Origin of the sequence: Vibrio fortis, assembly GCF_000695685.1 — a bacterium.
Taxonomy (GTDB): domain Bacteria; phylum Pseudomonadota; class Gammaproteobacteria; order Enterobacterales; family Vibrionaceae; genus Vibrio; species Vibrio fortis_A.
In genome coordinates this window covers 1,020,755-1,034,724 of the sequence record NZ_JFFR01000002.1, presented here as the reverse complement: position 1 = coordinate 1,034,724, position 13,970 = coordinate 1,020,755, and the positions used below count along the sequence as shown (strand labels likewise).

At 47.0% G+C, this 13,970-nt stretch carries 14 protein-coding genes; all 14 read left to right on the top strand.

Going from position 1 to position 13,970, the window contains the following annotated elements:
* The first annotated feature begins 139 nt into the window (after positions 1-139).
* The 14 genes from VFDL14_RS18150 (at position 140) to cheY (ending at position 13,887) form a co-directional block, all read left to right on the top strand.
* A complete protein-coding gene (locus tag VFDL14_RS18150) occupies positions 140-2,491 on the top strand; it encodes a flagellar hook-length control protein FliK (RefSeq protein WP_032549656.1) in 2,352 nt (783 codons plus the stop codon).
* A 54-nt stretch (positions 2,492-2,545) separates the two neighbouring features.
* Positions 2,546-3,034: a flagellar basal body-associated protein FliL gene (gene fliL / locus VFDL14_RS18155; RefSeq protein ID WP_032549757.1), complete on the top strand. Its 489-nt coding sequence runs from the start codon at positions 2,546-2,548 to the stop codon at positions 3,032-3,034.
* Between the two features lie 7 nt (positions 3,035-3,041).
* Positions 3,042-4,085, top strand: coding sequence for a flagellar motor switch protein FliM (fliM, locus tag VFDL14_RS18160; protein ID WP_032549655.1), 1,044 nt, complete (start codon positions 3,042-3,044; stop codon positions 4,083-4,085).
* 24 nt (positions 4,086-4,109) lie between these two features.
* Positions 4,110-4,520 carry a flagellar motor switch protein FliN gene (fliN, locus tag VFDL14_RS18165; RefSeq protein WP_004739851.1) on the top strand — a complete coding sequence of 137 codons (411 nt, stop codon included), beginning with the start codon at positions 4,110-4,112 and terminating at the stop codon, positions 4,518-4,520.
* The gene (gene fliO, locus VFDL14_RS18170) at positions 4,520-4,912 is read left to right on the top strand and encodes a flagellar biosynthetic protein FliO (protein WP_032549654.1); all 393 of its coding nucleotides are present in this window, start codon (positions 4,520-4,522) and stop codon (positions 4,910-4,912) included. Before fliN ends, fliO begins: the two co-directional genes overlap by 1 nt.
* 64 nt (positions 4,913-4,976) lie before the next feature.
* Positions 4,977-5,816 (top strand): flagellar type III secretion system pore protein FliP, encoded by an 840-nt coding sequence (gene fliP, locus VFDL14_RS18175; protein ID WP_032549756.1) that lies wholly within the window; start codon positions 4,977-4,979, stop codon positions 5,814-5,816.
* Between the two features lie 11 nt (positions 5,817-5,827).
* Positions 5,828-6,097: a flagellar biosynthesis protein FliQ gene (gene fliQ, locus VFDL14_RS18180; RefSeq protein ID WP_004739854.1), complete on the top strand. Its 270-nt coding sequence runs from the start codon at positions 5,828-5,830 to the stop codon at positions 6,095-6,097.
* Between the two features lie 5 nt (positions 6,098-6,102).
* Positions 6,103-6,885, top strand: coding sequence for a flagellar biosynthetic protein FliR (gene fliR / locus VFDL14_RS18185; protein WP_032549653.1), 783 nt, complete (start codon positions 6,103-6,105; stop codon positions 6,883-6,885).
* 34 nt (positions 6,886-6,919) lie between these two features.
* Positions 6,920-8,050 carry a flagellar biosynthesis protein FlhB gene (gene flhB / locus VFDL14_RS18190; protein WP_032549651.1) on the top strand — a complete coding sequence of 377 codons (1,131 nt, stop codon included), beginning with the start codon at positions 6,920-6,922 and terminating at the stop codon, positions 8,048-8,050.
* Positions 8,051-8,241: 191 nt separating this feature from the next.
* A complete protein-coding gene (gene flhA, locus VFDL14_RS18195; RefSeq protein WP_032549650.1) occupies positions 8,242-10,341 on the top strand; it encodes a flagellar biosynthesis protein FlhA in 2,100 nt (699 codons plus the stop codon).
* 27 nt (positions 10,342-10,368) lie between these two features.
* Positions 10,369-11,847, top strand: a complete 1,479-nt coding sequence (flhF, locus tag VFDL14_RS18200) for a flagellar biosynthesis protein FlhF (RefSeq protein WP_032549649.1) — start codon at positions 10,369-10,371, stop codon at positions 11,845-11,847.
* Positions 11,848-11,860: 13 nt separating this feature from the next.
* A complete protein-coding gene (locus VFDL14_RS18205) occupies positions 11,861-12,748 on the top strand; it encodes a MinD/ParA family protein (RefSeq protein ID WP_032549648.1) in 888 nt (295 codons plus the stop codon).
* Entirely contained in the window at positions 12,741-13,475 is a 735-nt protein-coding gene (locus VFDL14_RS0122955) for an RNA polymerase sigma factor FliA (protein WP_032549647.1), read from the top strand. The genes VFDL14_RS18205 and VFDL14_RS0122955 overlap by 8 nt, the downstream gene beginning before the upstream one ends.
* Positions 13,476-13,518: 43 nt before the next feature.
* Positions 13,519-13,887, top strand: coding sequence for a chemotaxis response regulator CheY (gene cheY, locus VFDL14_RS18210; RefSeq protein WP_008218307.1), 369 nt, complete (start codon positions 13,519-13,521; stop codon positions 13,885-13,887).
* The last annotated feature ends 83 nt before the right edge of the window (positions 13,888-13,970 follow it).

The window sequence follows — 13,970 nt, the reverse complement described above, 5'->3', positions numbered from 1 at the left end:
CAGTATTGTTCTCTCAGGCATGTTTTTTGCTTCATTAGTTCTGTTATTACGCTCTTGAGTCTTTAGGACTCGGAGCTTCACTTTCTTTTTGCCGTTCCAAGTATCTTGGCGTCAAAGCGATTAGATAGAGCTTGTACATATGAATGTTAGTCCTTCTTCAAATTCAGTCACTAGCAAAGCCACTTCATTGCTGGAGCCAAGCGGATCTTCAGCGCAAACGAGTGAGGGCGGTGAATCTAAAGGTTTCTTCGCTTCCCTCAAAGACGCACTGGGTCTAGGTGAAGAGGTAAAGGCTGAGCCAAGTAAAGCGAGCAAAACTAGTGAGTCAGGCGATGTAGAGAAAGTGGCCTCTGACTCGGGTGATGCTGAAAAGTCTGAGAAAGTGGCGGATACAGTGAAGAAGGTCGATGGCGACGAGCAAGCGACCAGTTCAAAAACAGCGTCACAGAGTGAAGATGCACTTTTAAAAGGCGAGAGCGGCGATAAACCAGCAACCACTGACGGTAAGCAAATAACAGAGAGTAAAGCGGCTGACTCCAATAAGGCTGCGGCTAGTGAGAGTGGTGCGCAGAAATCGGATGAATCTACAGCTGCTTCAGCGAAAGAGCAGGCACCTGTCGAAGGTATTTCTGCTGCTCAAAAAACGCAAGGTGTTGAGTCGCAATCAAAACCTTCAGTGGAGACAGACAAGCCTCAACCAGCTCAAGCGAATACGTCAGAGCTAAAACAAATTGATCCAAACTCGGCGGATGCAAGTAAGGCATCGGCAGCAATGAGTGAAGGCAATAAACTGCTCGGTCAGTTGGATGAGGCAAATAAAACCTTACAAGCACCAACAAACGGCAAAGCTTTGCCTCAAGCAGCAGCCACACCGGTGGCAGGCTTCAATGCTCAGTCGTCGCAAGCGATCAAGGCTGACTTGGCGTCTAATACTGGTCCTATTACTCCAGCTGGTGTGTCGGCGGCGGCTCAACAGCCTCAGAATATGGCAATGATGAATGCTGGTGTTTCAGTTGGTGCGGTCAGTGGTGAAGCAGTTTTACAAACGGATGCCGTGTCCAAAGTGAATACGACTGATGCTCTAGCGCCACAACAGTTGGTTGCACTGGAACAAAAAGTAGCCATGATGACTAACGGTGTACCTGTGTCTCAACTCGACCAAGCACAAGTGCAACAGTTGATGCAGCAAGGTGTGACACCACAGCAGCTCGAACAGTTAGTAAAAGCTGAGCAAAGCGCTATGAACTCTGCTTCTCAGCTTTCTCAATCGTCACAACCGTTGACGCAAGCTGAGTTGGAATTGGCGGCTGAAGTAGAAATGCATACTCAAGCCATCAATCAATTAAATACCCAGATTGAAGCCACTGAAGTGGTTGTTAATGAACTAGAGACCAAACAGTTAAGTGGCGAGGATCTTTCTGACGCCGAAAAGGCCACTTTAGCAAAAGCGTCGTCTGAGCTAGTTGTGCTTCAACAGCAGCGTACGCAGTTAGTTGGTCAGGCGAGTCAACTGTATAGCCAAGCTCCTACAACGATCAATTGGGATACACCTGTTGAATCGTCAGAAGTTGCAACGGATAACCTCGAAGAGTGGGCTGCAACAGCGGCAGTTGCAGCAGGTGCCACTCAGCATGCAATGCAACAGAATGTGGCAGCAGATAAAGCTCAAGCAGCGCTAGCTCAGTCAAACCAAGCTCAAACGGTTCAAATGCAACAGGCTCAGCAAGCGGCAGCCCAACAAGCATCTAATGCAGCGTCAGCATCCGTTTCAGCTCAGGCATCATCGGTAGATCTTAACCTTGCCGCTGCACACAATGTTGCGGCTAATCCGATGGGCACAGAGATGTTAGCCGCTAAGGCTGCTTCCAAGGATGCAATTCTAAAAGTGGGTGCAGAAGCTGCAGCGCTGGCAGGTTTGGGGCGAACAACAGGCAAAGATGACAGCAAAGAGAGCAGTTTTGCTCAGCAAATAGCATCAGCGGCCGGTGCACAAGGGACAACACCAGTCGGTTCAACACCGACGCGAGCAGAAATTCAAGCTGCGCAGCAAGCACCACTTCAGCTGACCAAAGAACTCGCCAATGAGCAAGTGGCAGAAAAAGTTCAAATGATGATGTCTAAGAATTTGAAGAATCTGGATATCCGACTGGACCCGCCGGAGCTTGGGCAGTTAAAGATCCGCATGACAATGAACAATGATGTGGCAAATGTTCACTTTACCGTGACCAACCAGCAAGCTCGTGACGTGATTGAGCAGACATTACCAAGGCTACGTGAGATGCTTGCTCAGCAAGGTATGCAGCTTGCTGATTCATCGGTGCAGCAACAAAGTACTGGGCAAGGACAAGATCGCTACAACAGCGGTGAAGGTGGTGGACAATCAGGCTCAGGAAGTGCAAATGATGGACAAGGTGACGAAAACCTTGATAGCAGCAGCAATCTTGAATTGAATGTCACGTCAAAGCGTGATGGAATTAGTTATTACGCCTAATATTAGGTGCACATCAGACAGTTAGATGGTTTTAACGAAGAATTAGAGACAAGCATGGCAGAAGAACAAGAAGCACCCAAAGGCAAAAGTAAATTACTGATCATTATTATTGCCGTAGTCGTGTTGCTACTAGGTGGTGGTGGCGCAGCATTTTTCTTAATGGGCTCTGACGACAGCACAGCGGAAGCCGAAACCGAAGCGCAGGCGCCAGTGACTGCAGCTGAACCTGTCGCTTATGTCAATATTCCACAGCCGTTCCTATTTAATGTCTCTGGAGATAAAAAGGATCGTCTGGTTCAGATTAAAGCGCAATTAATGGTGCGAGGCAGCAAGAATGAAGAGCTTGCTCGTTACCACTCTCCATTGGTTGAAAGTACTCTACTGGCTACGTTTGCCTCTGCGACTGTAGACCAGCTACGCTCACCAACAGGGCGCATCGAGCTACGAGATAAAGCGACAGAAGATATCAAGGCGAGCCTGACTCAGGCCGTTGGACAACCTGTTATTGAAAAAGTGTTATTCACTGACTTTGTGATTCAGTAGGTAATCTGTGACCGATTTATTAAGCCAAGACGAAATTGATGCGCTGTTACACGGCGTAGATGATGTTGAAGAGGTAGAAGAAGTCTTAGAGACTGAGTCGGATAATGCCGTCAACTTTGATTTCTCCTCTCAAGATCGAATCGTCCGTGGTCGAATGCCGACCCTCGAGCTTATTAACGAGCGTTTTGCGCGTCACATGCGCATCAGCTTGTTTAATATGTTGAGAAAAACGGCAGAAGTCTCGATTAACGGCGTACAAATGATGAAGTTTGGTGAATACCAAAATACGTTGTACGTACCGACCAGTCTTAACATGGTGCGCTTCAGACCGCTGAAAGGTACGGCGCTGATCACCATGGAAGCACGTCTAGTATTCATTCTGGTAGAGAACTTCTTCGGTGGTGATGGCCGATTCCACGCCAAGATTGAAGGTCGTGAATTTACCCCGACTGAGCGTCGTATCATCCAACTGCTGCTTAAAATAGTGTTTGAAGACTACAAAGAAGCGTGGTCTCCAGTGATGGGCGTTGAGTTTGAATATCTAGATTCAGAAGTAAACCCAAGCATGGCAAACATCGTGAGCCCAACTGAGGTGATCGTTGTGAGCTCATTCCATATTGAAGTCGATGGCGGCGGTGGTGATTTCCACGTTGTTATGCCGTACTCCATGGTGGAGCCAATCCGTGAATTGCTCGATGCCGGTGTTCAGTCAGATAAGATGGAAACCGATGTGCGTTGGAGCACTGCTCTGCGCGATGAGATCATGGATGTGCCGGTTAACTTCCGTGTAAACCTTCTTGAGCAAGATATCTCGCTACGTGACCTAATGGAGCTACGTCCGGGTGATGTCATCCCAATGGATATGCCAGAACATGCGACCATGTTTGTTGAAGAGCTCCCAACATATCGTGTGAAAATGGGGCGCTCTGGAGAGAAGCTGGCCGTACAGATATCAGAGAAGATTGAACGACCACACGTGGTTAAAACAGACCTTGCGTTCTTGGGTAAAGACTTGATGTCTGAACTTGAGAATGATGAAGACAACGAATAATAAGTACGAAAATAGGATTTGGTAATGGAACCTAGTGAAGATCAAAAGTTGGCAGACGAATGGGCTGCCGCACTTGGTGAAGATCCGTCGGCACCTTCGATTGATGTGGACGACGTGTTAGCGGCACCACTGGATGAGTTGACTGATTCTTCCTCGCCAATCTCTGAAGATGAGCGTCGTAAGCTCGACACCATCATGGATATTCCGGTGACTATTTCTATGGAAGTCGGTCGTTCGCAAATCAGTATCCGTAACTTGCTGCAATTAAACCAAGGTTCAGTAGTTGAACTTGACCGTATCGCGGGCGAATCTTTGGATGTGATGGTTAACGGAACCTTGATTGCCCATGGCGAAGTGGTTGTGGTCAATGACAAGTTTGGTATTCGTTTGACCGACGTAATCAGCCAGACAGAACGTATTAAGAAGTTGCGTTAATGGCAGTGCGGATTCAAGCGCTGGTTATGGGGTTAATCATGGCCCCTTCTTATGCATTTGCTGCCGCGCCAGACCTCGATTTAGCGACCACATTTGGGTCGCTAATTTTGGTTATAGGCTTCATTTTATTTCTTGCTTGGCTTCTTAAGCGTATGCAAGTACCTGCGATGACCAACCAGCAAGGTTTGTCGATTATTCGCCAGATTCCGGTAGGCACTAAAGAGCGTATCGCGATTGTTCAAGCGGGAGAAGAGCAGTTCTTGGTTGGCATTACCAGCCAATCGATTCAGCTAATCTCAAAGCTTGAAGAGCCTTTATCAAAAGAGATGTTGGAAAAAAATACCTTTTCAAATCAACTCTCTCAGCTAATGAAGAAAGATGCCAATAAGTAACGGATTTACTCACTCAACGAGTCATAATTTCACTTCAGCTCTGACATCAGTATGTATCACTCTCATGCTGATGGTGTCGCTATTGTTGAGCCAATCTGCAATGGCGCAAGCCGAAGATGGACCAATTCCAGCAAACATCGCAGGATCTGAGTCCGTTACGGTCAGCACAATGCAGCAGGACCAAGCGTCAGCTCAAACCATTACCACAGGTAGCCTCACTGGTAGCGGTGGAGGCATTCCTGCCTTTACCATGACCACCAATGATGAAGGTGGCGAAGACTACTCGATTAACCTTCAGATTCTGGCGCTAATGACCATGCTGGGCTTCTTGCCGGCTATGGTTATCTTGATGACGTCGTTTACGCGTATCGTAGTCGTGATGTCTATCTTGCGTCAGGCGATGGGTCTGCAACAGACGCCATCTAACCAAGTGATTATTGGTATCGCTATCTTTTTGACCTTCTTTATCATGTCTCCGGTGATCAATCAGGTAAATGAACAAGCCGTTCAGCCATACTTGAATGAACAGATCTCCGCTCGACAGGCGTTTGACGTGGCTCAGGAGCCGATCAAAGCCTTTATGCTAAAGCAGACTCGAATTAAAGACTTAGAGACCTTCGTGCAGATCTCAGGCGCTGAAGTGCAAAACCCAGAAGATGTATCGATGGCGATTCTGATTCCTGCGTTTATCACCTCTGAGCTTAAGACGGCATTCCAGATTGGCTTTATGTTGTTCTTACCATTTTTGATCATCGACCTTGTTGTCGCCTCGGTATTGATGGCAATGGGTATGATGATGCTATCGCCAATGATCGTATCGCTACCATTCAAGCTTATGTTGTTTGTATTGGTTGATGGCTGGAACTTGATACTCTCCACCCTCGCCGGCAGTTTTGCCTTGTAGCTGGGGGAAACATGAATCCAGAGATATTTGTCGAGTTATTTAGGGATGCACTTTGGATGGTACTCATCATGGTATGTGCCATCATCATCCCGAGTTTGTTAATTGGTCTGGTTGTGGCAATTTTCCAAGCCGCGACTTCAATTAACGAGCAGACCTTGAGTTTCTTACCCCGTCTGATTGTGACGCTTTTGGCTCTGATGCTGTTTGCGCACTGGATGACGCAGATGATGATGGAGTTCTTTTTCGAACTCATTGAGCGTCTGCCACAAGTCTTGTATTGACGCCTATGGAATACCCGGCGTCCGTTGTTCTCGATTGGTTAGCTAACTATTTTTGGCCTTATACTCGCATCTCATCAATGTTGATGGTGATGACGGTAACCGGGGCGCGCTTTGTTTCACCTCGAATTCGCCTCTATCTTGGTCTCGCGATTACTTTTGCAGTGATGCCAGCCATTCCTGCGGTACCTCAAGATATTGAACTGCTCTCGTTTAAGGGCTTTTTGACTCTGTTTGAGCAGGTGTTAATTGGTATTGCGATGGGGATTGTGACCCAGTTTATGATTCAGACATTCGTAATGCTGGGTCAGATTCTCGGTATGCAATCGAGCTTGGGCTTCGCCTCGATGGTTGACCCGGCCAACGGACAAAACACTCCAGTTCTTGGTCAACTGTTTATGTTCCTCGCGACCATGTTTTTCTTGGTCACCGACGGCCATCTGAAGATGCTACAACTGGTGGTGTTTAGCTTTAAAACTCTACCTATTGGAAGTGGTTCACTGACTGCTGTTGATTTTAGAGAGTTAGCTCTGTGGCTTGGAATTATGTTCAAAACGGCGTTGGCGATGTCACTCTCCGGCATTATTGCGCTACTTACGATTAACCTGTCGTTTGGTGTAATGACGCGTGCCGCGCCACAATTGAATATCTTCTCGCTCGGTTTCGCGTTTGCGTTGTTGGTTGGTTTGCTATTATGTTGGTACATCTTGGGCGGCCTATACGGTCACTATGAACTATTCTGGATGCAAGGCGAACAGCAAATTTGTCGCTTGATCCGGTTGGATTGTTAGGTCAATAGACCCTAGTTAATAGCAGGAGGCTGAATTGGCAGAGTCAGACGGTCAAGAACGCACAGAAGAGGCCACGCCCAGACGCTTGCAACAGGCCAAAGAGAAAGGGCAGGTTGCAAGGTCAAAAGAGCTCGCGTCAGCGTCAGTACTAATTATCGGAGCCGTTGCTTTAATGTGGTTTGGTGAATCTATGGCCAAAGCACTGTTCGAAGCGATGCAACGTCTGTTTTCTCTCAGTCGTGAAGAGATCTTTGACACTACTAAATTGCTAGAAATAGCGGGTGGTGCTATGGTCAATTTACTGTTTCCGCTGCTTCTCATTCTGGTTACTCTGTTTGTTGCTGCCGTTATTGGTGCTGCTGGTGTCGGCGGGATCAGCTTTTCAATGCAGGCAGCAATGCCTAAGGCATCTAAGTTGAATCCACTCAGTGGTATTAAACGAATGTTTGGCATGCAGAGCTGGGTAGAGTTGATTAAGTCGATCCTCAAAGTGGCATTAGTGTCGGGTATGGCTATCTATTTGATTCAAGCCTCACAAGGCGACCTAATGCAGCTGAGTATGGATGTCTATCCACAAAACATCTTTCACGCGCTCGATATTCTGCTTAATTTCATCCTATTGATCAGTTGCTCTTTGTTAATTGTGGTGGCTATCGATATTCCATTTCAAATTTGGCAACACGCTGATCAGCTGAAGATGACCAAGCAAGAAGTGAAAGATGAGTACAAGGATACGGAAGGTAAGCCTGAAGTAAAAGGGCGTATTCGTATGCTTCAACGTGAAGCTGCGCAGCGTCGTATGATGGCGGACGTTCCACAAGCCGATGTTATCGTCACCAACCCAGAACACTTCTCAGTTGCGCTGCGTTATAAACAAGACCAAGACAAGGCGCCCGTTGTTGTCGCTAAGGGCGTTGACCATATGGCGATGAAGATACGTGAAGTTGCACGTGAACACGACATCTATATCGTACCTGCACCGCCTCTTGCGCGTGCTTTGTATCATACAACAGAGCTTGAACAACAAATTCCTGACGGCTTATTTACGGCGGTGGCGCAAGTGCTTGCGTATGTTTTCCAGCTTAAGCAGTACCGTAAACGTGGCGGTGAACGCCCGAAACTGCAACAATCTAATATGCCGATCCCACCTGAGTTACGTCATTAGATCAAATACTTGAGCTGAGTCGAGTGAATGCGGATAATGACGGTTTACGAAAATCAATGTCGTCATGATGCAGTGTCGATAAATTGACGACTCGACACTGGTATGGTGTTTGCTATACCAATGCTGATTTGATAACCCTGATGTCGCTGTATTTCGCAGTGGCATCAAAGATAGCGATGCAGTCCTGATTTATGAAATTCTCCTTACCTTTCTCGGATAAGCTACCCAAGCTACCAAACCGCGCGATGCCAGCTGTAGGTGCGCCAGTGATGGTCTTGGCGACGCTCGCTATGGTGATCTTACCGATCCCTGCTTTCCTACTGGATATGTTTTTCACCTTTAACATCGCATTGGCAATGGTGGTGTTATTGGTAACGGTATATACCCGACGACCTCTCGACTTTGCTGCTTTCCCTACGGTACTGCTTATCGCCACACTATTGCGCTTGGCTTTGAACGTCGCATCAACGCGTGTGGTTCTTCTTTATGGTCATGAAGGGGGAGATGCGGCCGGTAACGTTATCGAGGCATTTGGTAATGTGGTAATTGGTGGTAACTACGCTGTCGGTCTGGTGGTCTTCTTAATCTTGATGATCATTAACTTCATGGTTGTAACCAAAGGTGCAGGCCGTATTTCAGAAGTAAGTGCACGTTTTACCTTGGATGCATTGCCAGGTAAACAGATGGCAATCGATGCCGACTTGAATGCGGGCTTGATTGACCAAGAGCAAGCGCGTACTCGTCGCTTTGAAGTGACCAAAGAAGCTGATTTCTACGGCTCAATGGATGGTGCGTCAAAATTCGTTAAAGGTGATGCCATTGCCGGTATCTTGATTCTGTTTATCAATATTATCGGTGGTTTGAGCATCGGTATGGCGCAGTTCGGCCTGGGCTTTGGCGAAGCGATCGAGATCTACACCCTGCTAACCATTGGTGATGGCTTGGTTGCACAGATTCCATCGCTATTACTTTCGATTGCAGCTGCAATGATGGTAACTCGTCAGAACACCGATGAAGACATGGGGCAACAACTGGTGTTCCAGATGTTCGACAATCCGAAAGCTCTGATGATCACCGCGGCGATCCTTGGTGTGATGGGTATTGTACCGGGTATGCCTCACTTTGCGTTTTTGACTCTAGCGATAGCTGCAGGAGCTGGCGCGTATTTCATTGATAAAAAGCAGAAACAAAAGGCCAAAGAACCAAAACTGCCTGCTGCGATGGAGCCAGGTGGCGAAGCACCAGCGCAAAAAGAGCTATCGTGGGATGATGTTCAGCCTGTTGATACTATCGGCCTTGAAGTGGGCTATCGTCTGATTCCTTTGGTTGACAAAGACCAAGGCGGTGAGCTGCTTGAACGCGTTAAAGGTGTACGTAAAAAACTGTCTCAAGACTTTGGCTTCCTTATTCCAGCGGTTCATATTCGTGACAACCTCGAACTTACCCCTAACAGCTATCGAATTACTCTTATGGGTGTGGCAGTTGGTGAGGCTGAGATCAAACCGGATATGGAACTGGCGATTAACCCTGGCCAGGTCTATGGCATGATCGATGGTGAACCAACCATTGACCCAGCGTTTGGCCTAGAAGCAGTATGGATCCGTGAAGAGCAGCGTGAACATGCGCAAGCTCTGGGTTACACCGTCGTAGATTCATCAACAGTATTGGCGACTCACCTGAGCCAGTTGTTAACCAATAACGCATCACAACTGCTTGGTCATGAAGAAGTTCAAAATCTATTGGAGATGCTCAGCCGCTCTGCACCTAAGCTGGTGGAAGGCTTTGTACCAGACCAACTGCAATTGGGTGTGGTGGTTAAAGTGCTTCAGAACTTGCTTAATGAAGCGATTCCGATTCGAGATGTGCGCACTATCGTACAAACTTTGGCGGAGTATTCGGGCAAGAGTCAAGAACCTGACATTCTTACAGCTGCAGTTCGTATCTCTCTGAAACGACTAATTGTTCAGGAAATCAATGGGATAGAGCCTGAGCTGCCTGTGATAACACTAATTCCTGAGCTGGAACAAATCTTGCATCAAACAATGCAGGCATCCGGTGGTGAATCTGCAGGAATTGAACCTGGTTTGGCAGAGCGTCTACAGACGTCACTGAGTCAGGCAACCCAAGAGCAAGAGCTTAAAGGAGAACCAGCGGTACTGCTTACTTCTGGTGTATTGCGATCAACATTAGCCAAGTTTGTTAAGAACACGATCCCAAGCTTACGAGTCCTCTCTTACCAAGAGATCCCAGATGAGAAGCAGATCCGAATCGTACAAGCTGTTGGAAACTAATCCGCGTAATTAGAACGGACTATTGAATTGAAAATTAAACGATTTTTTGCAAAAGATATGCGAACAGCGTTGCTCCAAGTGAAAGAAGAACTTGGTTCCGATGCTGTGATCATGTCTAACAAAAAGGTCGCAGGTGGCGTTGAAATCGTTGCAGCTATTGATGGTGAGTCTAATCAACCAGCAGCGGCGCCACGACTTAACAAGCCTCAGCCTTCGCAGAGTCAGTATACGCAAATGGCCGCACCAAAATCGGGTCAGCGTCAGCTTGATGATGACAAAGTGAGTATTGGCGGTTCGAGCTCAGAGAGCGGCCGTTCAATGACGAAACGCTTTGCGAATATGCTTAAGCAGTACAGCCATGGCGCAGAGGAAGAGTCTCAACACCGTGCGGAAAACGAAGATTCGTTATCTGCGTTGTTAAACCGACAATCGGGTAACAAGCACAATGTTGATTCAGCGTTCTCTTCTCATGAGTCAGGCCTTGCTAAATTAATTGCAGAAGATCGTCGTGTTGAGCGTCCACCACATCGCTTAGACCCAACTCGCTACGATCGTGGACGTGAGCCAGAGTCGTCACGCAACTCAGATTCTGAAATGGAAACGATGCGTGAAGAGATGACCTCAATTCGTCGTCTGCTTGAACATCAAGTTTCAGGACTGATGTGGCAAGAGGTAGAGCGTCGTGAACCACTACGTGCAATGCTGATCAAACGACTTGAACGTATGGGTGTTTCTCCAGAGCTTGCCGACCAAATGGCTTGTTATATCCCTGAAGACACCAAACCTGCGCGAGCGTGGAAAGCACTGTTAGCACTGGTGGCGGATCAGATCACAGTAACCCAGAAAGATATTCTTAAACGTGGTGGCGTTGTGGCTCTGTTAGGGCCAACTGGCGTAGGTAAAACCACAACCGTTGCGAAACTCGCTGCTCGAGCTGCAATGGAGTACGGTGCAGACAATGTTGCACTCGTTACAACCGACACCTATCGAATTGGTGCACATGAGCAACTCTCAATATATGGAAGAATTATGGGTTGTCCCGTAAGAGTTGCTAAAGATTCTAAAGAATTGGCCGATGTTATATATCAACTGCGTAACCGTCGCCTAATTCTGGTTGATACTGCAGGCATGGGACAGAGAGATGTTCGCCTGTCTGAGCAGTTAGACACACTGATGCAAGAGAGTGGTTCCGTAATTCACAGCTACTTGGTGTTGCCAGCTACAGCGCAGCGCAAAGTTCTGCAAGAGACGATAGAACACTTTAGAAGAATCCCGCTGTCGGGATGCATCCTAACTAAGCTAGATGAATCGTTAAGTTTGGGTGAGTTCATCAGTGTAGTAATACAAAATGCATTACCAGTTGCGTACATCGCAAATGGTCAACGAGTTCCTGAAGATATCGTTATCGCTCAACCGAAGTACATGATTGCTAAGGCGAATGAGCTACTCGAGAAATCGACAGAGAATGAACCTCACTACTGGAATAGCGATTCTGAAGGACTCTAGGCGGCGGATAAATATGACTGAAAATATGATACATGACCAAGCTAGCGGCCTCCGTCGCTTAACAAAGCCTTCTTTGACCAAAGTTATTGCGGTAACTGGTGGTAAAGGTGGTGTGGGTAAATCTAACGTCACTCTTGGACTGGCTATCTGTATGGCACGTCAGGGCAAGAAGGTTATGGTGCTGGATGCCGATTTAGGCCTGGCTAACGTAGACATCATGTTAGGTATTCGTTCTAAACGAAACCTAGGCCACGTATTGGCGGGTGAGTGCGAGCTAAAAGACGCGATTGTGGAAGGTCCACACGGAATTAAGATTATTCCAGCGACGTCCGGCACTCAGAGCATGACCGAACTATCGCACGCGCAACACGCCGGTCTGATTCGAGCGTTTGGTACGCTAGAAGACGAAATGGATGTCTTGTTAATCGATACGGCAGCTGGTATATCTGACATGGTTGTGAGCTTCTCAAGAGCTGCACAAGACGTTGTTGTGGTCGTCTGTGACGAACCAACTTCGATCACTGATGCATATGCCTTGATTAAGCTTTTGAGTCGTGAACATCAGGTTCAGCGATTCAAAGTTGTCGCAAATATGGTCAGAAGTTACCGTGAAGGGCGAGAATTATTTGCAAAATTGACGCTTGTCACAGAGCGTTTCTTGAATGTGAGCCTCGAACTCGTAGCATGTATACCTCTAGATGATAAAGTACGTCAATCAGTCAAGAGACAGAAAATCGTAGTGGATGCGTTCCCACGTTCTCCAGCTGCGTTAGCAATTAGCTCATTGGCGAATAAAGCGTTAACTTGGCCGATTCCGAAAACCCCAAGTGGTCACTTGGAATTTTTCGTGGAACGTCTGTTAAATCGCAGTACATATGCAGAGGAACCATTTGGTGAATAAAGCGCTTACCTACAATCAACGCGGAAACCTCGATGGGCAGCAAGCCTTCTTCGAGAAGTATTCTGTGCTGGTTAAACGTATCGCTCATCACTTGTTGGGGCGATTGCCGCCTAATGTATTGGTGGATGACTTGATTCAAGCTGGTATGATCGGCTTGATTGAAGCACAGCAGAACTACGATGGTTCAAAAGGCGCGAGTTTTGAAACTTACGCTGGTATTCGAATTCGTGGTGCAATGCTGGATGATATCCGACGAGGCGACTGGGTGCCGAGGTCGGTTCATAAGAACAACCGTGAAATCAGCAATGCGATTGCTGAACTTGAAGCGAGTTTGAACCGAGATCCAAGCGATGCTGAAATCGCGAAGCACATGGGGCTGACTTTAGAGCAGTATCACAGCGCTTTAACGGATATAAATTGTTCAAAGTTGGTCGGAATCGAAGATTTAGGCGTCTCAGATGATGTAATATCTCCGAATGAAGACTCTCAAGATAACTTACCTTTTCAGGGAGTTGCTGATGAGTCGTTTCGACAAGCTTTGATCGATTCAATAAAACAACTTCCAGAAAGAGAAGGTTTAGTCCTATCTCTTTACTATGACGAAGAACTCAATTTAAAAGAGATTGGGGAAGTATTAGGTGTCAGCGAATCTCGTGTCAGCCAGATATTGAGCCAATCTATGCAGCGTCTGCGCACTAAATTAAGTGCCTGGACACAGAACGACTAACAACACTGATTTTTATTCAGTGGAGGCTAATTTGAACAAAAACATGAAAATTCTCATTGTTGATGATTTTTCAACGATGCGCCGTATTGTTAAAAACCTACTTCGTGACTTAGGTTTCAACAACACTCAAGAAGCAGATGACGGTCTAACCGCACTTCCTATGCTGAAAAAAGGCGAATTTGATTTCGTGGTAACTGACTGGAACATGCCTGGAATGCAAGGTATCGACTTGCTGAAACACATCCGTGCTGATGCTGAGCTGAAGCACTTGCCTGTACTTATGATCACTGCAGAAGCGAAACGCGAGCAGATCATTGAAGCAGCGCAAGCGGGTGTTAATGGTTACATTGTTAAGCCTTTCACTGCTGCAACGCTAAAAGAAAAACTAGATAAGATTTTTGAGCGCTTATAAGCCTCAGAGAGAAAGATTTAGGCGCTTCTGGGGGAGCATTAACTTTTTGGTTTCCCGTTTTTCCCATAGATTGAAGCGTCGTA

Coding starts and splice junctions, on each gene's coding strand:
- fliP (WP_032549756.1), top strand. CDS start 4,977: ATGCTGATGGTGTCGCTATTGTTGAGCCAATCTGCAATGGCGCAAGCC.
- fliQ (WP_004739854.1), top strand. CDS start 5,828: ATGAATCCAGAGATATTTGTCGAGTTATTTAGGGATGCACTTTGGATG.
- fliO (WP_032549654.1), top strand. CDS start 4,520: ATGGCAGTGCGGATTCAAGCGCTGGTTATGGGGTTAATCATGGCCCCT.
- flhA (WP_032549650.1), top strand. CDS start 8,242: ATGAAATTCTCCTTACCTTTCTCGGATAAGCTACCCAAGCTACCAAAC.
- cheY (WP_008218307.1), top strand. CDS start 13,519: ATGAAAATTCTCATTGTTGATGATTTTTCAACGATGCGCCGTATTGTT.
- fliR (WP_032549653.1), top strand. CDS start 6,103: ATGGAATACCCGGCGTCCGTTGTTCTCGATTGGTTAGCTAACTATTTT.
- VFDL14_RS18205 (WP_032549648.1), top strand. CDS start 11,861: ATGACTGAAAATATGATACATGACCAAGCTAGCGGCCTCCGTCGCTTA.
- VFDL14_RS18150 (WP_032549656.1), top strand. CDS start 140: ATGAATGTTAGTCCTTCTTCAAATTCAGTCACTAGCAAAGCCACTTCA.
- fliN (WP_004739851.1), top strand. CDS start 4,110: ATGGAACCTAGTGAAGATCAAAAGTTGGCAGACGAATGGGCTGCCGCA.
- fliL (WP_032549757.1), top strand. CDS start 2,546: ATGGCAGAAGAACAAGAAGCACCCAAAGGCAAAAGTAAATTACTGATC.